Genomic DNA, 21,002 nt, shown 5'->3' with positions numbered 1-21,002 from the left:
AGAATAATCCCGCCAGGGTTAGTAAAATGAATGCGTGGCGCTAAGAAGCTAAAGGCTGTGTGAGCGCTTTGGCTGCTTGTTGCTGTGCATTAAAGATTTCTTGCTTCGCAAACGTCAGCTCAACACCTTGAAAATGTTCATTGGCATATTCCAATGCACTATTCCAAGCGTTTGAAGCTTCCGCCCGCTCGATAAGCTTGTAAACAAGCCCTCGGGTTCGATCATCAACTTGCTCGGGTGGAATCACCGATGGCTCAACAACGTGTGTTGCTTGGCCTTCGATAATTCGCTCTGCTTCGTCTTGATCGAAAATTCCCACAAAGCCAAACGCAATGCGGGAACACTGGATCATGGATTTATGTCTTAGCATTCGCTTAGTGTGCGTCTGCCATGGACCATCTACACGGTAAGGGCCATTTTTGCCGTTACCTTCAAAAGGTGGTCGATAGACTTCATCCAGATACTCAGTGATTTTGACTGGGTGCGAACGGTCGCGCCGATAGATGATGCATTCCATCCATTCAGGGCATTCTTTCGCGCCATCCAGTGAGACTTTGTTTTCTGAAGTCTTAAACTCCATGCCATCAAACTGGTCGTGTTGATTGATGATGCGAGACCATCCATCGACACCTACCACTGGAATAATTCCAGCTTGCTTATCAGGGAACGCAAAAATCTCTTTGGTGAAAGGGTTCAAGCCGTACTGATCTGCAACCACCAAGAGCGCCATCATCTGCTCATTGGTCGGTGCACTACCGTCACGTTGCTTGAATGCTGTTGCTTTTAGGGTATCGAACAGTTTGTTTGGATCGACACTAAAACGCTCAGCAAAGCGTTGGATTAGCTTTGGTTTTTCCATTATGGACTCCGACAATCAAAGTGGGAGTCTGACCCTGACGGGAAAGTACTCCCGGCTGGGTTAAAGCGTTTTTGCTCGGTTAAAAATCTGGTTCAGGATAAGTTTGTGCCCAATTAGTTTGGGAGCCTGCATCATCCGCCGGTGATGGCTCAGATGCTTTGTTCACATTATCAAGAAGCAGAAACTCGTCCGCGTCCACTTCGGTCAATCGATGCTTAATGCCATCTTTCTCCCATGAGCGCGTGCGCTGAGGCCCTTGAACAAAAAGCTTTGCTCCTTTTTGGATTAAATCTTTTGCTCTTAGCCCTAACTTAAATCCACCACGATCTCGAAAAACGACCCGATGCCATTCCGTATGCTCTTTGAGCTCATTGGATTGACGGTCGCGCCATTTTTCAGAAGTGGCCAGTGAAATACTGGTCACTAAATCACCTGATGGATAGGCCCGCATCTCTGGCTCAGAGCCAACGTAGCCTATGAGTGTTACTTGGTTTTTCATGATGTTCTCCTCATCTTAGTTGAACTCTGTGCACACAGTCGTTTCTGCCCGGCTGGGCAAAGAAGACTGACGGCGCAGATAGGTTGGTATTTCGAGTAAAGCCATGTCGTACTGATGTGGCTCTTTGTAAAACGCAGATGTCAAACGGGGCATACCAGGAGCTTTAGGCACTGCCATTGGACGACGTTTTGGTTTTGGTGTGAGCAATCGCTTGATTTGAGTAAGTACAAATCGAAACGGGCGCACGCTTTGACGAGCAAGCAATCGCAAAAGCGACCAGCTCAGTTTTGCAAGCAACATAATGCCTGCGATTTGGATAATAAATCCGAAGATATATTCCATTGGTGACTCCTTATATTGGTTTTGAAGGAGTCACCCCCAACTGGGGAAAACTCCCCCAGTTGGGTGGTGAAAAGGCGAACCGTAAGGAACGCATGGTTGAGCATGTAAAAACATGCAGGCTATTTGTTTAAGGAGGCTAGCTACCTCTTAGTACCACTGAGAATTCTCAGCGGCGGGCTTCCTTTGAGCTCATGCTCTTAGGCGCAGATATCACTGAAACAGATCAGCAATATTTGATAGTCAGTGTAACCGTCTTATCCAGACAGGATAGTTAGAAAGATGCTCAATTCTTCCACCTAGCTGAAAGGCCATTACCGCACAGAGGATTAGTCTAGGGACTGATTATTGTCATATCAGGAGCAAACTTATGGCCCAAGCAAAACCCAATTACTCAAAACCCATCTTTGAACAATCATTCACAATTAACAGCTTACAGGCGCAACGTGTCGTTGACCGTGTTTTTAGGCGCACGGTCAGTGCGCTTTACGGAATCGATGTCATCCTACGCATCATTGGCGATGAGAACGAAATTGATGAAGTGGAACAGATCATTAGCCAGTTGATCGAGGATTGCGCTAAGGCGGTAGACAAAGAACAAGCTCGTTTGGACAAACTGATGGAGTCCAACGGCATCGATGAAGTACCTGACTACACCGACCCGATTACCTTCAACGCCAAAATCAGCTCGCCTCAGGTTGGCCAGTTTGTTGGCTTAGTGCGCAAACTCGATGCGTTGATGATCTCAATGGACACACTCTGGTTGTCTAGCGTGCTTAGCAACAAGCAACGTGTTGATGGCAGCTACGCATGGCAACAGCGCATCATCAAACTGGCTCGACGCATAATTGATATCGAAATTCGAGCACGAAAATCAGCCCAAGCTAAGGGTAAAGAAGCAGAGGTTGAACAAGCGGCGCCTTCAACCGATGACGATATCACTGAAGAGGAAACAGATACCCCCGCCAACTAGCCAGCTAGGCTCCCATCAACCAGCCCCTCTCGAAGGGGCTCTTCATCTTGCTGTATTTTCAATCAAAATCATTAAAATGAATTTAACTGTCATTTTTGGCCAAGCTACATGAATAGAACTAATTTTTTCGTTACTTTCTTTATAGCGTTGTTCGCTATCCCTGCATTTGCAGAACACCCCACATCGTTCAGTCAGGCAAAACGATTTGCCCGAGAAATTTACCAAGACAACCAGAGTACGTTTTACTGTGGATGTAGCTATAACAATGATGGTGCGATTGATGCTGCATCTTGCGGATATGAACCAAGGAAGCAACCGAAACGAGGAGAACGCTTAGAGTGGGAGCACGTTGTCTCAGCTTGGGAAATTGGCCATCAACGCCAATGTTGGCAAAATGGTGGTCGTCGGAACTGTGAAAAGAATGATCCTGAGTTTTCTAAAATGGTGTCGGATCTCCATAACCTTGTACCATCAGTAGGAGAACTCAATGGGGATAGATCAAATTTTCGATTTGGCATGATTCCGAATGAACCAAGAGCCTACGGTCAATGTGATTTCGAAGTTGATTTCAAAGACCGCCGTGCAGAACCACCAGCTAACCGTCAGGGTGATATTGCTAGAATTTATTTCTACATGCGTGATCAATACGGCCTAAGACTAAGCAGGCAACAAACTCAATTATTTGAAGCTTGGTCAAGAATGGACCCTGTTGATGAATGGGAAATTACACGAGACAATCGAATTAAAGCCTTACAAGGCAATAAAAACCACCATATAAAATAGATAATAATAGGGGCAGTATGCCCCTATTTTAGATTTCCACTAATTAAACTGTATTTATCTTGAAATCTCACTTTGCAACTTAGCTACGAATGGATCTATGGTTCTATCGTATTCATTGTAGTGATCAATGCCCGCCATTGAACCATATTCATCGTCAGCTTTTTTTGCAACATTGTTGACCTCCGAGTTTAAATCTGTGAAAACCAACAACGAACCATTAACTTCCTCAAAACTCTCACTATAAGTAGGATTTAACAACCTTACAGTGCTAGACAAATTACCTAAAGCCGCATTAAAACCGGAAACGTCTAAGATCGCATCGGCTTTACTTGAGCCATCCAACTTAACAAGTTCAGACTCTCTATCGCTAAAAGCCTTTGATATTAGCGACTTCCTATTCTCAAGTATTGCTTCTCGTATGAGTTTTTTCCTTAACTTTGTACGAGTAGACTTCGCAGAAGATAGTGTACTACTTGAACTTGAGCTATATGATGGCTCATCATCTTCAGTAACAGCATCATATATTTTTTTTGCCCCCCATATAACAAGAGGAGCAGCGAACCACCAAGCCATAAATACCTCCCATCAAAAGTTAGTCGCTAGACTTAAGAATTAATAACGTGTCATCGATAAGTGAGACACATACATCAACTTCATCAATATCATATTCAACTTTCGCATCAGCCTTTAAATTTTCAATATATTCATCAGTTTTGATGATTAGCTCATCCAAACCAGCTTTGATTGCCTTAGATGTACTATTCCAATACTCAGTTACAGCTTTCTCTATGTCATCAAACACCGACTCTTTACGAATTGCTTCTGCGGCTTTTTTTGCGAGTGATTTTTGCCAACTACCACCAGCTAGTCGATATATTATGTAACCAATTGCCGCAGCAAGAGCAATACCTATGGTAATAGGACCACCGATGGCTGCAACGAATGAAGTTACTGTAGTAACACTTCCAACCAACCCTAAAGACACCAATACTCCAGCTGCCTTTCCAACTAAAATATATGCACCTAAATTACTTGCTATAGTCGATACATATAATGCCATAGCTCCAAGACTTCCTAATCCCGCAAGACCTCCAACAAAAGCCGCTCTCGAGTTAAATGCACTAAACTCTGCACCCAATCCAGATATTTGGGTATCAATTCCTGTAGTTGAGATTGTGGGGGCAGCTTCCTGCCATCTCAGCAACAAAGAATCTAATTCCGTCGATACGGCTTTACCACTAGTCTTTAATGTGCTTTCTAATTTTGTAGTCAAAAGCTGACCAATATAATTGCCTAACTCAGATTGAGCCTCTTTCTTGTCCGAATAGGTGTCATTGATAAGCTCTTCGAGACCTTCAACAGAAGTGTTGTATTTGTAATAGGTACTCATAACATCCAAGTCGTGTTTTTTGTGGCTATTACATGATTCAATGAGAGAGTTAAAATCTTTTATCAACTGAGTAGACAACTCACGAAATCGCGCATCCTTCTCGTTGACCTCCTTAATTCTTTCGAAAGTCTCCGATTTCTTGTTTTTTAGATTTTCAATCTCACTCAATAGCATATTTTCGATATTCTTTAGAATATTAGAAATATACTTATCTACTATTGATGCTTGGTTCAAAGTTAGAGACGAAGCCATTTCGGTGATTTTTCGCAATGTATCACTACGATAGTCATTATTTTCACGCCAAAATGGTTGAACTCGTGCTGTTAGTTCTGAACTTTCTGGTAATTGCGTAATAAATCCATCTTCCATCCATGATGAAAATATTAAATTATCTAGTTGCTTCTTAATTCTCTTGAAGGTTACACGACCTACAGCTTCCACATCATCCCTGCTTATTTCAGAGTGACAATGAGACTGGATGAACATTAAATGATCAAGGGGTTTCTCCTTATCCACTGGTGGTCTCTGCCTGATGATATTTGATGCAAACCCTAAATCACTATCTTTGAAAAACCCGGTATGATTTGAAACAAAAACAACACCATCAGCAAGTTCTACACCACCGAGAGCCTTCTCAGTATCAGACTCATCTGAACCGTTAAGATCCCCTGGGGTATCCAACAACCAAACCGAACGAAGTATCTCGGAATCTGAAAAAACAATTGCGATATAAGCCTCATTTAATACATCATCTTCATGATTGTGTACTCCTAATCTATCCAATATTTCTGAACCACCTTGTTCAATTAAATATTTTTCGACATCAACTGGTGAATGAACCATATGCGGCTTAAAGCCCTTCTTAAACACAGCCACATTTCCTGAAATTGTTTCAGGCTTATCTGATTCGTGCATAAGAAGATTAACAACACATGTTGCTGGTTGGTATTTGGTCGGGAGCAATGACTGATTGATAACAGTGTTAATCAGTGTTGACTTACCTGCATCAAAATGACCAAAACATCCAATTACAGGCTTTCTATTAAGTCCATCTACTACAGCCTCAAGCTGTTCAACCTTACTTTTAAGCCCTATTGAATCGATATACTCATGATTGTAGCAATCGATACTATCTTTCACTGATGAAATAAGCGACTTCGCTGCCTCTACCTTAATTTTGATAGTTTGCTCACCAACTTCTGACATAATGTAATCATCCTCTTTATAAGTGTATTCCGTTAAAATTTCATAATACTTGCTTGGCTGAATCCCAACAGCTGATAAATACCCAGCAATCTTAATTGCATCAGCATTCATTGGTTGACTTTCAATTCTTGAAACAGCCCGTTGATCCAGTGTTCTTCCAATTCCAAAAACCTCAGACCTTGCAGCAACATCACTTTGGGACAAACCCGCATTTTCTCGGCTTGAAATTAAGAAAGTTCTTAAACGCTCATTTAGTTCATCGTGTTTCATTTTTCAGACCTATGATTTCAGCCACTTGTATATACCGTAAGTTCCAGCACCAATCGCCAATGGAGCTGCCGCAGTAATTGCAAGTCCGGCAACCATTCCACCACCAACTACACCACCTATGGCGGCAAGACCGGAAGTGACACCAGCAGCGCTTAAACCTGCAACGGAACCTGCCGCTGATACGGCACCAATTGAACCACCTACACCGCCGAGGCCACCAACAGCACCAGCGACTTTCGCTTTATCTTCCATTTCCATACCAACCTCTAGACAAATATGACTAACACAAAAACAATTTAGACAATTTAGTCTAGCATGTCAACACGTCAGACCTATTTGTCTAAATTTTTTACGTGAAATGTAAATTGAGAACTGTACAGCTCAGCACGCAAGGAATACAAATTCCAAGGTTGGGTAATGCTTTCTCAGAAGTTCAATGGTTATTTCATATCGATATAGAAGGCTTTGCATCACAAAGCCTTCTGTTCTAAGAGTGCGCTCAATTATTTCCAGAAATTTCTTCCGTCGCCTCCTGACGCAGTTTCTGGGCATCCATGCCGTTTAGCCGTTCAATGGCCCTGTCTGCGGCACTCTGACGATTTCCATCAACGTTTAGCGTGCTTCCTGAGCCGGTGAGTCGTTCCAGATCCAGTGACGGCACTTCAGGTAGGTTGCCCGTGATCGACAAGATACCTATCCATTCATCCAGATTGACTTGGCTCCAATCTACCTGGTTTAACTGACTCGCGGTCAAACCTTCACAGTTTGGTGACTTGGCACTGCCCCAACCAAGGCCCAATTGAGGACGTACTTGTTCTTGAATGATCCGTGAAAGCGGCGAAGTAAAGCAGCAATATGATTGCCGTTTCTCAACACAGGCACCTAAGAACTTAGACTTGCAGTAAGAGCCTACGTAGTGGCAACTCTTCAATACCCGCTTAGCGTTCATCTCAAACTCACTCTGCTCACATTTCCAGATAAGCTGAATGAGGATCATGGTGACTGAATAAATCATGTAGGCCGTCATAACCGTACTCAGAACCGCGCCAGCAGCGCCACCCAGCGCGAAGTTACCACCCGAAACAACACCATCGGCTCCAACCGCGCCACCAACGTTACTAAACAGTGCCGATTGCGCCCCCGAACCAAAGGTAGTGCCTACCCATTCAGCCGTTTTGTTGGTCAACACCTGCATGAAGCCTGTCGCAGCTTGCTCCGCTCCCGCGCCAGCAGCCGTTGATGGCCCAGCCCCCATGAGAGAGTCCCATGCAGACACAAAAGGCTCTTTAACCGCACTCCAGGTACTGGTGATTGGTTCCCTGAGCGTATTCCACGAACCATAGATTGCCGAAGACGGATTCATGGCCATGACTGCCGTATCAAGCTTGTTAACCGCCACTATCATCGTGATGTAATCCGATAACGACACGCCACTTGGCTTTTCACAGCAATCCACTATGCCACCAACGGCTTTTTTGCACTGGCCAGCATTACCTTTAAAGACCGTACACTCGACGTTATCTTGGCCATCAGCTCCCGTACATGACATATCATTGGTCATAAACTGCGCCGCATTAAGCATCGCTGCGGCTTCTGCAAAGTTAGCCTGCTTGATTGACTCTGGCTCTAAACAATCTGTGCCCATACAGCGAACTGGCCCCTCACAGTTGTATTGAGTTTCCATTCGTGCATTTTGCACTTCAACGCTTTGTCCGCAGTCATACACCAAACTTTGGATATAGCAGAAGCCTTCATGACCAGCCCCGCCTTCAGTGCATTCGGTTCTGACGTACTGGCAGGCCAGGTTTTGCTCCAGCGCGGCACACGTATTGGTGGTCGTGTTTTGTCCGTTATTAACGATGGTTTGTGTATTACCATTGGCATCTACCCAGCTATCTGAGCTGCCCATGTTGAACTCTGGATGAGCAGTCGAAGCATTGTAGGTTGCTCTTGCCCTCCAGCATGAGAGTCCCAGTCCATCAGAGCTGCCGCGACTGGTTAAATGAACAGGAGACGAAACAACCGCTGGATAAAGGCTCCCAAGATTGGCCAACTCGCCACTACCAACCGTTAACCCGTCGATTCGTTTTGTGCCCGTATCCAAACACTGCCACTGCACGGCAGTAAACTGATCCGTTTGCATCAAGCATTGGTCTATGCCCGGATCACTTGATTGATGAACAACGTCCTGTTCTAAGTACTTGCCAGAGAAGGTCAATGAAGCGCTCAGTTTCGCAGGAGCCAAACACTTCTGAACTTCTCGGCTGCAAGTATCGAAATCGACTTTGTTCCAGCCGGATTCACATCTGGAACGAGTAACTTCCTGAGGTTCATGCCACGAAATAATCGACCCATTGGCGACTTTACACAATGAACCAACCAAGGTTCCTTTTGGACACGTCATTTCAGGGTATTTAATGGACGGTTTCGTCTCAGTCACCGTTTCCTTATTGCCCGTCAGTGAGAGTGTCGTTTTCCAACCATTTGCCTTGGATGGCGACTCGGTAATTTTTATCTCAGTATTTTGATTATCAAAAATTCTCAGTATCGCGTTCCCAGTTTGCATAGTACTGCTGTGCTGTGGAACAAAGCTGAGCGTTTCAGAGCTAAAGCAACCACGCTCAATGGACCAGCTTTGTTGATGGGTTTGGGCGGATATACGTCGTTCTAACTGACACTCAGTAAGCGTGCTGATCTTCTCGCACACCTGGTAATCCGGTACATGCTTGGTTTCAGTAAATGGCGTAATCGTCTGAGTAGGCTCACAAGCTTCAAAACTACTTGGCATAAGGTTGGATACCACACACTTTGGATCGCTGGTTTGCAATCCACAGTCATAGGTATCGGTAAAACGAATGCATTCACCTTTATCATTGGTCTCGGCACATTCTGACGACATGAATCCACAGGAAGGATTCGCTTCAAGCACTTGGCAGGCCTGATTTTCAATCCCCTTATAGCTTTCATCATCCACACTAACTTGAACACGCCGACACAAAGGCGATATGCCAGCCACTGGGCTTGGGGCAAAGTAGGATTCACAAACTGAAACACCATTGACCACCGTACATCCGTTGGTTGAAGAAGGCTGATCCGTGCATTGAATGCTGTAGTCTGAAAACTTCGTCGGGATATCCGCTGCTTGTTCGATACAGGATTGTGGCGACCAACTATCATTCATCACCACCTTGGTTGGATCAAAGCGCACCTTGATGCGTGCATACCCCTCACCACTACCAGTGACCGATACGCGAATTTTTACCGGCACTTCTAAACCTGGTTCTACCGCTTTTAGCCTGGCAGTGAGATCGGTATTTGGATTGCGCTCCCAACTGGTACTGAGCTCGCAGCGACCTGCCGTTTCTGGTGGAAAGTTATTGTTCGGCCCAGACCAGACTTTCTGATCGCCAAGCCACACCTGCATGTAGTCATCCCATTTGGCGTACTCAAGAACGGCTGAAGTAATCGCATCGGGGTTCACGACTTTGAGTGTGATGGCCTGTTCAAACACTTTACAACGGCCACTCCAGTAGTTGTCGCCAATTCGTCCAATCCAAACTTCAAGACATCCCTCACCACAAGAGCGAAGGTTCATTGGTCCTGAAACATGCTCAATAATGCCTGCCGTGTAATCGTGAGTAATAGTGCAGCTGTTAACCGCTGTATTGAGCCTGTCGCATTGCTGGTAATTTGGGCTACCTTCACCTTGAGACTCACAGCCGGGGAAGCTTTGCGTTAATAGATTGGGGGCAGTTTGAACCGCATCAGTTAATGCCCAAAGCGGATCATTGACCATATCTGGCCGAGACCTGTCTTTGATTTGCTGTAGCGAACGAAACGCCTCACCCGTAGCGCCACTTTCGGATGCCATGCTCTCTTGGCGCTGTGTCCCCATTTGATTCATGCTGGCATCAGAGCCATAAACGCCCGTTAAGACATCCAATGAGCCCTGATCCATACCAGGGAAAAGCTCTTGCAAGTTAATGGACTCATTACCACTGCCATTCGGCACCGACAATGTATTGCCATTGAGTGCGGGCATCGTCCAGTTTTGCAGCAATTGCTTACCTTCTTGTTGTCCGCTTAGGCCGGATTGGCGCTGCACATCAGCGGCCACACCATGTAAGGGCAGGCACGCCATAGTGATTGATAAAATACCCGCTAAAACTCGGGTAAAAAGTGTTGGTTTCATGGTTAACCTCCCGAGTTACAGCAGTCTTGCCAGCGCCACAAAATGTAGAGCGCATCTTCACCGGCACCGGGGATCGTTCGCCACTCTCCCCATTTCATGGTGCTTTCACCGATGACATGCGCACTTTCAGTTTCCGGTACAGGGAAGAACATACTCATCTTGTATTGGGATTTCGGCAGCATGGGTTCGATAACAGGTCGGCATAGCGCACTGTTCCCCATTGTTCGCCTTGCAAGACCACGCCTGTGTTGAGCCGCGATTGCTCGCGCTGCTAAATGGCTGGTGTTTTCTGCTAATGAGCCAAAGGCTAAGGTGTGGCCAGATAAGGGATAGAGATGGCCCCAACTGCCAGCACACCAAAACAACTGATCGATGGGTTTACCAAGCGTTGATGAAGCAGCGTCAGCGGTACAAGCAGATATAGCCAATGGATTGGCAACGGCAGCAGCTTCAGGCTGAGTAAAAAAGGCCAGTTCATCGTTCATCCATGTGGGGTCCAATTCGGACAAATACATCAAGTCAAAGTCCATGTAACCATCGGCATTGCAATTGCCATCCATGAACAAATCGAGCATGACCAAAAGCGGAAAGGCGTAATAATGGTAATGGTAGAAAGCGAGATCACCGGTATCGTATTCACCCTCGCCATGACCACCTTGCAGCCGCCTATCACCTAACGGTAAACGAATCCCTCCCAGGGAAGGCGAGCAACCCGGCGTTCTGACCAGTTCAATTAAACGCGCTGGCTCCCACATGCTGGTAACAATACCTGGCCTTGGCACGCCTAAGTTATCTTCACATAAGCAAAATGACTTGTTTGATGCGCCGCTTGGGACACTGCCAGAGCCAAGAGGAAGACCCGCAACTCGGATAGGAAAAATGCATGACCAGCAAACATCCGTCAGCAACTTACCCGACAATAAACCCGCGTCTGGGCAGGTCAGTTCGGCTTTTGCAGGAATAGATGCGCCAAGGACAAACATGACAATGAGAGTCCGCAACAGACGATACGTATTATTGAGCTTTTTCATGAACAAGCTCCTTTGCTGGAATTTCTTCTATTTCAAACGCGAGCCCCTTTGCTTGAACAAACGACGGGGTGACTTGCAAATCAAAGCGCTGCTTTAGCGAGCCATTGAGAAGGTAAACCGGACTGTCCAATGTCTTTTCGAGCGCATTGAGGCGATTCCAGCCTTGGGCACGGTCGAGCTGCGTGGTGATAAGCGTAATGCGGCGCAGTGTCCTATCTTGCGTCTCAAGCCAATGCGCTACTGCGTCCACTTCTTCAGCGTTCGACGCATTAAACACCACAAGCTGCTGAGTAAACGGCAAGGCTTTTAGCGGGTTAATACGCGTTCCTGCTGGGATCAATGTTCGGCCACTGGCATCCAATAGTGACCGCTGCATGACGATGGTTGGATCAACCATTCTTATCCGATACTGCGTGGCTTTGGGTAACTCAGTGAAAGTTTGGCGAGACCAGAATCGCTCAATGGCTTTTTTCTTTAACGCGCCCAAGTCAATCGACTGTAAACGCTGCATCGCCACTTGCATCAAATCCGGTTCTAAAATGGAATGAATAGGACCGCGTTGACCCAATGAACCGGTATTGCCTTTTTCAATTTGACGCTGCAACCAGTCCTTGCTGTAAACCCCTAGTGCACTTGCAGTCACCTTGTCATCTTCTATGCGGAAAATGGCAGGCACGCTAGTCACCCGCCAGTGCACAAAGGCTTTCGGATCGATTCGAACCTGAGGAACAGGATCAAGTCCCACCATCAGCGTATGCCAATCACGGATAGCCGCCCCCAAGTTCTTTCCTTCAGGAATTCCCCGAAACAACACAATAGCGCCGGTAGCACTGGCCTCTTTAAATAGCTGCTTCAGTGAGGAATCTCCCAGTGAGGACGACGCAAATATCAACCATTCATCGTTGTTTTTGAGCGACGCAGGTTGTTCAATCGGTGAAAAAGGCTCGATAAATTCAGATGAACCATCCACAGCACTTTGTAAAATGCTGCGGCTCATTTCGACGATCTTTTTGTCCTCGTCAGACAACGGATAAGGCTCTTGTGCCCAGGACACTTGAACCCAAGCCAATGGCGCAACCAACAAAAATAAGAGGTATAGTCTTCTCATCTTCCACCTCCTACCAAAGCGGCCAAGCGCGACCGACAATCTGCTCGCGCTTAACGGCATTCCAATAGCGGGAGTCGAAACTCGTTGCGGCCTCGCCGGAAAACCAATATTCGTTTTCTTGCAGCATCAATGAACGGCTAAATTCTGTTTCAGCCACACCAAGACGCTGGGCTAATGCCATGCCGGTAGAGACTTCAGCACCGTTCACCAGCACATGCTCAGGCGTCACCTTGACTTCATCCCCTGGCATCCCTGTTAGGCGTTTAAGCATACGAGTACCGTCGTTATATAACGGAGCAAGTCCTTTTGAGTGGAAGGCATACAAACCATCCTTAACGGGCTCTTTATTCCATAGGTCAATCAGATACACCGTGGTATCAGGCAGGCAGCGCTCTTGCTGGGTATCAATACCTATTCGGTAGCGCATCATGGCGTAGGTGCCTACCAAGGCCATGATTAACGCAAGAGCGGCCAACCGGATGAGATATGGCCGCCAAGGCATTCTTTTACGGAGTATCTGCATGAGACACCTCCTTTGAGCCTACTGGCACAAATATGGAATCATCAGCACCCACCACCGCTTGGGCATCCAGCACGATAAAACCGGCTGCTTTTAGCTTTTCAATTTGCTGATTGGTCTGAAGCAACCTGGATTCGATGTCTTGTTCGCTGGCATTGGGGCCCAGTGACAGCACCGCCTCCCCAAAATCCACGACTGCAATGGGCGTACTTAACGCCAACTGGCTGTGGATAGGTTCGAGTGTTTTCATTAAGAGCCAGCTGGTCATTAAACCGCTGCCTGCAATAGACAAAGTAATAGAGGCCATAAATGGCCAAAGCGTGGACTTATTCATAGCCTCGCTCCTTTAACAACTGGGAGATGGCATCAGCAACAGAAAGGCCTTTACGCGTTAACTGCTTAATCGCGTTTACATCTTCTGCACGGGACGAGTACAACAGCTTGTGAAACGGATCGACGATGAGGCGGCCAATCCCGGTGCCCATCTCGGTAATAAAGAAAATTTCGGAATAGACACCAGTGACGGTATGAACGGTTTTCAGGTATTCATAACCGCCTTCACCGAGTGGCAAGCGGCCTTCTTTTTTGAGCGCGTTGATGGTTTCAGCTTTTTGGCCAAGCAGGTACATATTGGCCGAGTTTTCAGCGATGGCTTTACCTGTAGGGCTGTCGTATAAATCGTTGACCGACTGCGTTACCGTTACAGCACTGCCGCCATATTTTCGAAATCGACGGTAACCCGTCTCGATAAACTTACCGACATCACCTTGAGTCAGCAGATCCCAGGCTTCGTCAATGAACACAATCTTGCGACGATCCCGCTCACCTAAGTACATCTCTTGTTGGATTTGGTAGATAAGCTGAAGCAACACCACTTGTTGTAGGTGCTTGCGCCCCTTGAGCTCTTCTAACTCCAGAACAGTGAAACGGTTTTTGAAACGAATATTGTTGTGACCATTAAAGAAACGGCCATATTCGCCCTGTGTCGTAAACGGATAGAGCTGCTCACCCACGTCTTGCACACGACGGTCTTCATGATTTTTTAAGGCCTCAGCCACATCATCAACCAACATGGCACGACCTTTTTTCTCCCAAAGTTCACGGGTCTGACGCTTTAGGTTGGCCATCTGAAAATCAGTTAATGACTGCGTAGGTGCGGCCATTGCAGCCAATAGCCCAACCAGCACATCCGCTTCTTCGTCATAGTCCTCAACAATTTCAAACGGATTCAAGCAAATGCCACTGTCCCGCCCGAACTGTAAGAACTCACCGTCATAGACTTCACACAGCTTTTCATAAGAGCGGCCAACATCAATCACCCAGCATTGGCCGCCTTCAGATAAGTAGGAGGAGATGATTTCGTTCACCAGGAATGACTTACCCGACCCCGATTGCGCCGCGATGCAACAGTTGTAATTACTGCCCGAGTCATAAAGGGACACACTCATGATCTGGCCATTACGGGAAACAAAGTTAATCACTGGCGTGCCCGTGCCTTTCCAATCCGCAAACAAAGGCAACAGAGGGATCACATGCCGTGTCGCCATGGTCTTGAATCGAAACAAGTCGTTCATCGCCTGGCGGTCGGCACCAAATGGCAGGGCATTCAGAAAAATGGGCAAACAGAAGTACTTGTCTTCCATCAGCTCAAATCCGAGTTCTTTGAAATAAGTTCGAGCATTTGAAACAGAGCTGATGGACGCTTCTTCCGTTTGGGAAAACAGCGTTAAGGTCATGTTTGCCCGAATAGGACGATCACCTTCTTGCAAGGCTTCAAAAAGAACATCAAATCCCTTTTTCTTGGCTGCAAGCACCGGCACAAACTTGAGCATCGGGCCATAGGCCTGATTGACCGCCCATTGACGCTTCGTCTCTAAACGAGATCGCATGGCCTCGGCTGAAGGAAAGTGAATGGTGACATTCAGCAAAAAGCTGCCGCGTAAACCGCGACTGCCCGTCATCATATCGCCCGCAAAACTTGCGGCATGACCAAACCAGATCCGCTCAGGCAAGCGCTTAAACGATAAGGTTTTAACTCGGTAATCGCCCAGCATCAGACCTTGGCTATCCACCTTGATAGCTCGGTCATAATCCAACACTTGCTCTCGAAGTGGTTTATCTGCCTCACTGCGGATTGGAGATGGATTGCGCCAAGAAGCATCTTTTCCCCAGTTAAGTTGCGAACTTAATGCCGCGAGCCAATTTCGGTCAGTCATCTCAGTGACGCGAAAACCAACCGTTGCCAGCGCTTGCGAGAAAGAAGCCCGAATCGCGGATGCTCGACTCAACTCACGCTCCGTCGGTATAGGACTTTCCAAAGGCAATTTGCAGGTGACGATCAGTTGAAAGTTGCGTACCTGAGTCTGGGTCGATTCTTCTATCGGTTGAACCGTGCCCCCATCGAGGAAATCCGCACGTTTGCGTATCGACGCCCTGAGCAATGGATCGGATTGACGATGCCGTAAGCCCATCATGCGTTGAAGGTCGGTTTGAATATCAGGCGAGGCGTACAGGCCAAATTGCAGCAAAGTGTCTTTTGGCCAGTCGTTGTTGAGTAGAACATTAACCCTATCTGCAACAGACTCATCACCACCCGGCAATGGGTCACATAGAAAACCAAAGCCAACACTCTGGTCTTCCATGAAAAACAGTTGCTCATCGTCTGAATAGGCCAATACTGGCAACAGCTCTGAAGCGCGTTGCCCTGAATACAGAGAGGCTTTCATTAACGCCCCTCCAACCAAGCAGAAAGATCATAAGGACGGCCTCGACTGATGCGACCATCATTGGCGACGATGAAAGGCACACCTTGAATGCCCAGGATTTGAGCCGTCACCAAGGTACGCTGCATTGGCTCTAAGTTGCAGGCATCATCCTGTTCTAGGTTACCAATCCGGCCATTGAGCAATGCATCGGTGGCCGCATTCTTGTCACGCGCACAGCCAAGCTGGCGAACCTGACGCTCTGAATCAGGACCAAGCACTGGCACAGGGAGTATTTGGAAGGTGTATTCTTTGGTTAGCGGTAAAGCTTGTTTCAAAAGCTCATGGCAGTGCGGGCATCGTGGATCAACAAAGACCACCACTTTCTTTTTGCCTTCGCCCAGCGTCAGTGGGTTCAAATCATCCATTTTTAAGCCAAGACGACTTAAGTCCAGCGTGTTCCCCGCTTCACGAATTTCTTCAAGACTGGTAAGCGGCTTTTTGGACCAGGCATCATAGAGCGTGCCATCAATGACGAACCGGCCACTGTCTGACATGAAAACAATACGGCCATTGCTTTCGACCGCTTTCATACCCGTGACAGGTAAAGAAACCATGCCGTCAATTTTGCCAACGGGCGACACTTCAGACACAGGTTCAGCTTGAACCAATGGAGACAGCGCAAGCGCCAGAATAATTGGAGATAGTTTTCGCATGAGGAGTCCTCGTTAATGTAAATCGAGGCTCCAGTCTATGCAGTTGTCCTATGTGGACTCGGTTAGATAGATTGAAGAATTGAATACCTTACTAAATAGCTGCTCCGAAGTGTAGATCACCTGCGAAGGTGAACTCAGTGTTGAATGAGCGATCAGATAAGTCTCCAAACCGCACTTTACAGAAGCACTTGGTGGTTTTGAAACCGCCCCCTACAGGTAGATTTCGAGAGGCCTTCTCTCATCAGAAATACAGATCCAAAAGGTATTAACCTTTTGTTCGTGGCACACGCCAGCACAACACTTTGATTTTATCGCGCTGTTTTTGGTGAACAGGAATAATGCGCCACTTACTAACGGTAAATCGGTGTCACTTTCGATAATCGCGGCAAGGCCGTTGATGGACTTTCTAAAATCGACACTTTCACGATACAGATAAATCTCTAGTGAGCTCAGCATGCCTTTCATGATAGCGCACCGATGAGTTCAGCCAGGTTACTTACTGGCGTGCATTGGGGATTGCGCAGTTCGATATCATTGACGAAGAGTGTCATGTTGGCGGTTGCCACTTGGGCCTGATACTGAGTTATCTTTTCAACGACTTCTGCTCTAACAAAACCTTGAGATGCGCCAGTGTTGTTGAGTTGCTGGCGCTTGGCAGAGAACGTTGAGGGATTGAGTTGATTGAGCTTACAAAATGTGAGTGTTGATAATGAACTCGATTCAGATTGCTTGATTAGCGTTTGCCATTATTGGTTGGTGCATCGTTTGCCATTTTAAATCTCCTTATGGTTGGAGACTTGATCTTATTCTGCGTGTTAGGTGATTAGAATGCGCGGTTTATGAGGCGCTTACGCTCGATTTGCAAGTTCGTCGAGGAAAGCAGATATTCAGAGTAATAAGGCTCTGTTTTGCCGGAGAAATACGATTTTGCATCTGGCTTATCAACCTCCCGCGGGAAACCTACTAAGCGGATGATGTTATGGCAATCTATCGTTGTCGCTGGCAGGTGAAGTTGCGATTCAAAGAGTTGAAATCCCATACAAACTTGCAGAAATTTATGGCGGCACAGAAAGCGATTGTAGATGGTTTGGTATGGTCAAGCCTGCTCGCTCTGATCATTCGGCGAAGCGTCTTTCTTCAAATCATGCCATCAGTCTAGCTATTCAAGGCCGCCAAAAATGTGGAAATTTGGCTGTTGCCGATCTTGAAAGCATCAGCCAGCACGCATGGTCGGAAATAGCGGAGAGGATAGATTGGGCGACCCGTTATATAACGAAGAACGCCCAAAAAGCCCAACAGTCAAAAGACAAACAAAACATCACGTTAGATGGGATACTGCATGGGCTTAATTCTTAAGGTCCAGTCTATGAATGAATGCCCTGAATGCGAAATTTAAAGTTGCCTCATTCAGGAGGCAACCGTAAAAGGAAAATACTAATCCCGAGGAGGGAAGCCTGCTTCAATTAGAGCATAGGAGACCTTTTCAACTGATAATGAAGTTTTTACCGTCACCTTACGAGTCGGAGGATCAGTTAAAACTGTAGCCTCTGGGTCTATATCCTTAATTGCTTTAGTTACCGTCCGGGCGCAGCCCCCACATGTCATATTTTCTAAATGAAATTGCATTTATATACCTCCAGTTTGGTTTGAGTACTTCTGATTGTAGGGCTTTCCACTGTTGTAAGGTCAAGGTCTAAACTCATTTCACTCTGATATCTTTTCACTAAAGATTGACTATACTTTCTGCGTTTTTTCTTAATGACAGATTTCTTACTATAACGTAAAACACCGGCGTAAGTAGTAATCCAAAGAAGGTTACACCAAGCATACCGGCAAACACTGCAATACCCATGGCGTGACGCATTTCTGCTCCAGCACCACTAGCTAGTACAAGAGATATCACACCAGCAATAAATACAAGAGAAGTCATCAAAATAGGACGCAAACGTAAGTACGCTGCCTCGAGTACGGCCCCAAGCGGTGATCGTCACTAATTCTCCTGAGTCCTTGCAAAATCAACGATTAAAATGGCATTTTTTGCGGCCAGCCCGACTAAAACAACGAAGCCAATTTGAGTATAGATGTTATTATCACCGTTTAGATCCATATACCGCCAATTGCAGAAAGGAGTGCCATTGGTGCAATAAGCAGCACAGCAAATGGAAGCGACCAACTGTTGTACTGAGCGGCAAGAATCAAGAATGCAAAGAATACCGCCAATGGGAAAATATACAGTGCGGAATTGCCCGCTAATTTTTCCTGATAGGTCAGATCAGTCCATTCGTACGCCATACCTTCAGGTAGATTTTCCTTAACTATTTTCTCAATAGCATCTGTAGCCTGACCAAAAGAATATCCTGATGCAGTACCTCCCGTAATATCAGCGGATGGATAGCCGTTGTATCTCATAACGCGATCAGGATCTGAAGTTAGTTTGATATTGATCAATACTTATAAAGGGATCATATCACCAGCAGAATTCCTGACTTTCAATAATCCAATATCGTCTGCCTGCATACGGAATGGGGCATCAGCTTGAGTTATTACACGGTAGGTACGGCCAAATCCATTAAAATCATTGACGTAAAGCGATCCCAAATTTACCTGTAATACATCAAAAATGTCGGTCAAAGCTACCCCCTGAGATAGTCCGGATCTGCTCCAGACTGATACCTAATACTTTGCAACTTAGTATAAGCTGCAACCGCTCAACTTGCTCCTGCCTTTATTGCCTTTAGTTGTTGCTATAACGATCAGGAGCAGGTAAAAGACCCTGAGCCTCGTAGAACCCAGGGAGTCCTCGTTAGCTTTGCAAGCTCGCCGGTTTTCATACTCATCTACACACGCATGGAGGCGACTGCCACCATGCGTCATTTCTTGGTACGAATATCCAATACCAGTGCCAGTAGGGAAAAACTAACTATCGACTCGCTTGCGCCACACCACTTGGTGTGCTCTCTGTCCACCCGCCTCCCAGAGCCTTGTAGAGCGCGATAAGGTTGCTCAACCGAGCCAGACGCGTACGCACCAACGTCTGCTGCGCGCTGTACAGCGTACGCTGCGCGTCAAGCAAGGTGAGGTTATCGTCCACACCTTCCCTGAAACGTTGCTCGGCCAGGTCATACATGCCCTGACTAGCAGCAACCAGGAATTGCTCTGAACGAATCTGCTCATCAAGTGTTCGCTTGCCGGCAAGGCCATCAGCCACTTCACTAAAAGCAACTTGAATGGACTTCTCGTAGTTGGCGATCTCGATGCGCTTTTTTACGTGCGCCACATCCAGATTGGCGCGCAACGCGCCACCCCGGAAAATAGGCACCGTAATCTGCGGCAAGAAGCTCCAGGCGCGCGAACCCGATTCGAAGAGCCCATCAAGCGATGCGCTTGCCGTCCCCGCCGAACCCGTCAAGCTGATGGTGGGGAAGAAAGCGGCTCGCGCTGCTCCGATACTGGCGTTGGCACCCAGAAGTACCTGCTCGGCCGCGCGCACATCCGGTCGGCGCACGAGCAACTCAGAAGGTAGGCCACTGGGCAGTTCGGTCGGCACGATGCCATCCGGCAGCACTATGGCTTTGTCAAGTTGCTGCGACAGCTCAAGCGTCAGCGGCTGGCCGAGCAGTAGCACTAGCGCGTTTCGGTCTTTGGCCGTTTGACGTGTGTAGTCCGCGAAGTTGGCCTCGGCTGTACGCAGTACAATTTCCGAGCGGCGCACGTCAAGTTGCGTGGCATTGCCAGCCTCGAACAGTTGGGCAGTAAGTTCATGCGAACGCTTTTGCGTGCCGAGCGTCTCGCCTGTTAACTGCAGTAACTCCTGGTCAGCCCGCAACGTGAGATAGGCGTTAGCAACCTCAGAGATCAAACTCATCTGCGTCGCTATGCGAGTCTCGTCCATAGCCAAGTAGGAAGCCAGCGCTTGGTTGCTGAGGCTGCGGATACGGCCCCAGACGTCCAGTTCCCAGGCAGCGGTCACCCCAGCAACCTCGTAACGACGCACGACGTCGGCAGCGCCGGTGTTGCTGAGATCGGCTGGCAGTCGTTCTGCGGCCCCTCTGCCGGATACCCCCAAGTTCGGGAGCACCTCAGCGCGCTGAATGCGGTACAGTGCCTGCGCCGCCTCAACGTTGAGCGCAGCTTTGCGCATGTCGCGGTTGCTCTCCAGCGCGATACCGATCAATTGTTGCAACAGCGGGTCGCGGAAGAAATCTCGCCAGCCGATATCGGCCGCGTCCGTGACTGGGGCCTCTGGCGTCGCTTTCGCCGGTTCTGCATAGGCCGCGCCCGAAGGATATACTATATCAATCGGCGCTGGCGGCCGATCGTACTTGGGTGCCATGGAACAACCGGCTAACGCTATCGCGAAAGCTACCGGTGCCAAGCTCTTGGCAGGTTGTGTGAGTGCGAAAGGTTTCTTCAT

At 47.3% G+C, this 21,002-nt stretch carries 18 protein-coding genes and 2 pseudogenes; 3 read left to right on the top strand and 17 right to left on the bottom strand.

Annotation, left to right across the window (positions count from 1 at the left end):
- Positions 1 to 40: 40 nt before the first annotated feature.
- From bet to AEA42_RS06230, 3 genes are all read right to left on the bottom strand, one after another.
- Positions 41 to 859, bottom strand: coding sequence for a phage recombination protein Bet (gene bet / locus AEA42_RS06240; RefSeq protein WP_000414662.1), 819 nt, complete (start codon positions 857 to 859; stop codon positions 41 to 43).
- Positions 860 to 938: 79 nt separating this feature from the next.
- Positions 939 to 1,358 (bottom strand): single-stranded DNA-binding protein, encoded by a 420-nt coding sequence (gene ssb / locus AEA42_RS06235; protein ID WP_055647249.1) that lies wholly within the window; start codon positions 1,356 to 1,358, stop codon positions 939 to 941.
- Between the two features lie 15 nt (positions 1,359 to 1,373).
- Positions 1,374 to 1,700: a hypothetical protein gene (locus AEA42_RS06230; RefSeq protein WP_055647248.1), complete on the bottom strand. Its 327-nt coding sequence runs from the start codon at positions 1,698 to 1,700 to the stop codon at positions 1,374 to 1,376.
- Positions 1,701 to 2,067: 367 nt separating this feature from the next.
- On the opposite strand from AEA42_RS06230, the gene AEA42_RS06225 reads away from it, so the two are divergent.
- Both AEA42_RS06225 and AEA42_RS06220 read left to right on the top strand, forming a co-directional pair.
- On the top strand, positions 2,068 to 2,670 hold the full coding sequence (locus AEA42_RS06225) for a hypothetical protein (protein WP_055647247.1): 603 nt from the start codon (positions 2,068 to 2,070) through the stop codon (positions 2,668 to 2,670).
- A 108-nt stretch (positions 2,671 to 2,778) separates the two neighbouring features.
- Positions 2,779 to 3,453, top strand: coding sequence for an endonuclease (locus tag AEA42_RS06220; protein WP_055647246.1), 675 nt, complete (start codon positions 2,779 to 2,781; stop codon positions 3,451 to 3,453).
- 54 nt (positions 3,454 to 3,507) lie between these two features.
- Here AEA42_RS06220 and AEA42_RS06215 read toward each other — a convergent pair whose 3' ends face one another.
- The 11 genes from AEA42_RS06215 to tnpB all read right to left on the bottom strand — a co-directional run bounded on the left by AEA42_RS06215 (position 3,508) and on the right by tnpB (position 17,053).
- Positions 3,508 to 4,026 (bottom strand): hypothetical protein, encoded by a 519-nt coding sequence (locus tag AEA42_RS06215; protein WP_055647245.1) that lies wholly within the window; start codon positions 4,024 to 4,026, stop codon positions 3,508 to 3,510.
- Positions 4,027 to 4,045: 19 nt separating this feature from the next.
- Positions 4,046 to 6,319, bottom strand: a complete 2,274-nt coding sequence (locus AEA42_RS06210) for a dynamin family protein (RefSeq protein ID WP_055647244.1) — start codon at positions 6,317 to 6,319, stop codon at positions 4,046 to 4,048.
- A 9-nt stretch (positions 6,320 to 6,328) separates the two neighbouring features.
- Positions 6,329 to 6,577, bottom strand: a complete 249-nt coding sequence (locus tag AEA42_RS06205) for a hypothetical protein (protein ID WP_011788505.1) — start codon at positions 6,575 to 6,577, stop codon at positions 6,329 to 6,331.
- A 241-nt stretch (positions 6,578 to 6,818) separates the two neighbouring features.
- The gene (gene traN, locus AEA42_RS06200; RefSeq protein ID WP_055647243.1) at positions 6,819 to 10,511 is read right to left on the bottom strand and encodes a conjugal transfer protein TraN; all 3,693 of its coding nucleotides are present in this window, start codon (positions 10,509 to 10,511) and stop codon (positions 6,819 to 6,821) included.
- A 2-nt stretch (positions 10,512 to 10,513) separates the two neighbouring features.
- Positions 10,514 to 11,542 carry a TraU family protein gene (locus tag AEA42_RS06195; protein ID WP_011788503.1) on the bottom strand — a complete coding sequence of 343 codons (1,029 nt, stop codon included), beginning with the start codon at positions 11,540 to 11,542 and terminating at the stop codon, positions 10,514 to 10,516.
- Entirely contained in the window at positions 11,526 to 12,650 is a 1,125-nt protein-coding gene (locus tag AEA42_RS06190) for a TrbC family F-type conjugative pilus assembly protein (RefSeq protein ID WP_011788502.1), read from the bottom strand. Before AEA42_RS06190 ends, AEA42_RS06195 begins: the two co-directional genes overlap by 17 nt.
- Positions 12,651 to 12,660: 10 nt before the next feature.
- Positions 12,661 to 13,173, bottom strand: coding sequence for a S26 family signal peptidase (locus tag AEA42_RS06185; protein WP_011788501.1), 513 nt, complete (start codon positions 13,171 to 13,173; stop codon positions 12,661 to 12,663).
- On the bottom strand, positions 13,157 to 13,504 hold the full coding sequence (locus AEA42_RS06180) for a hypothetical protein (RefSeq protein WP_011788500.1): 348 nt from the start codon (positions 13,502 to 13,504) through the stop codon (positions 13,157 to 13,159). Before AEA42_RS06180 ends, AEA42_RS06185 begins: the two co-directional genes overlap by 17 nt.
- Positions 13,497 to 15,896, bottom strand: a complete 2,400-nt coding sequence (gene traC / locus AEA42_RS06175) for a type IV secretion system protein TraC (RefSeq protein ID WP_011788499.1) — start codon at positions 15,894 to 15,896, stop codon at positions 13,497 to 13,499. The genes AEA42_RS06180 and traC overlap by 8 nt, the downstream gene beginning before the upstream one ends.
- A complete protein-coding gene (locus AEA42_RS06170; protein WP_055647242.1) occupies positions 15,896 to 16,588 on the bottom strand; it encodes a DsbC family protein in 693 nt (230 codons plus the stop codon). Before AEA42_RS06170 ends, traC begins: the two co-directional genes overlap by 1 nt.
- 210 nt (positions 16,589 to 16,798) lie before the next feature.
- The gene (tnpB, locus tag AEA42_RS06165) at positions 16,799 to 17,053 is read right to left on the bottom strand and encodes an IS66 family insertion sequence element accessory protein TnpB (protein ID WP_011788498.1); all 255 of its coding nucleotides are present in this window, start codon (positions 17,051 to 17,053) and stop codon (positions 16,799 to 16,801) included.
- A gap of 388 nt (positions 17,054 to 17,441) precedes the next feature.
- Here tnpB and AEA42_RS06160 point away from each other — a divergent pair.
- Positions 17,442 to 17,944: pseudogene (locus AEA42_RS06160) on the top strand (IS4 family transposase); the annotation flags it as partial.
- Between the two features lie 78 nt (positions 17,945 to 18,022).
- Here the strand turns inward: AEA42_RS06160 and AEA42_RS06155 are convergent.
- The 3 genes and pseudogenes from AEA42_RS06155 to AEA42_RS06135 all read right to left on the bottom strand — a co-directional run bounded on the left by AEA42_RS06155 (position 18,023) and on the right by AEA42_RS06135 (position 21,002).
- On the bottom strand, positions 18,023 to 18,214 hold the full coding sequence (locus tag AEA42_RS06155) for a heavy-metal-associated domain-containing protein (RefSeq protein WP_015066565.1): 192 nt from the start codon (positions 18,212 to 18,214) through the stop codon (positions 18,023 to 18,025).
- Between the two features lie 97 nt (positions 18,215 to 18,311).
- Positions 18,312 to 19,234, bottom strand: a pseudogene (locus AEA42_RS22860) (efflux RND transporter permease subunit); the annotation flags it as partial.
- 274 nt (positions 19,235 to 19,508) lie between these two features.
- Positions 19,509 to 21,002: an efflux transporter outer membrane subunit gene (locus tag AEA42_RS06135; protein ID WP_011788495.1), complete on the bottom strand. Its 1,494-nt coding sequence runs from the start codon at positions 21,000 to 21,002 to the stop codon at positions 19,509 to 19,511.

Origin of the sequence: Shewanella sp. Sh95 (assembly GCF_001308045.1) — a bacterium.
Lineage (GTDB): Bacteria > Pseudomonadota > Gammaproteobacteria > Enterobacterales > Shewanellaceae > Shewanella > Shewanella xiamenensis.
Note: the sequence above shows the minus strand (reverse complement) of the source record. Positions and strands in the feature narration are given on the sequence as shown.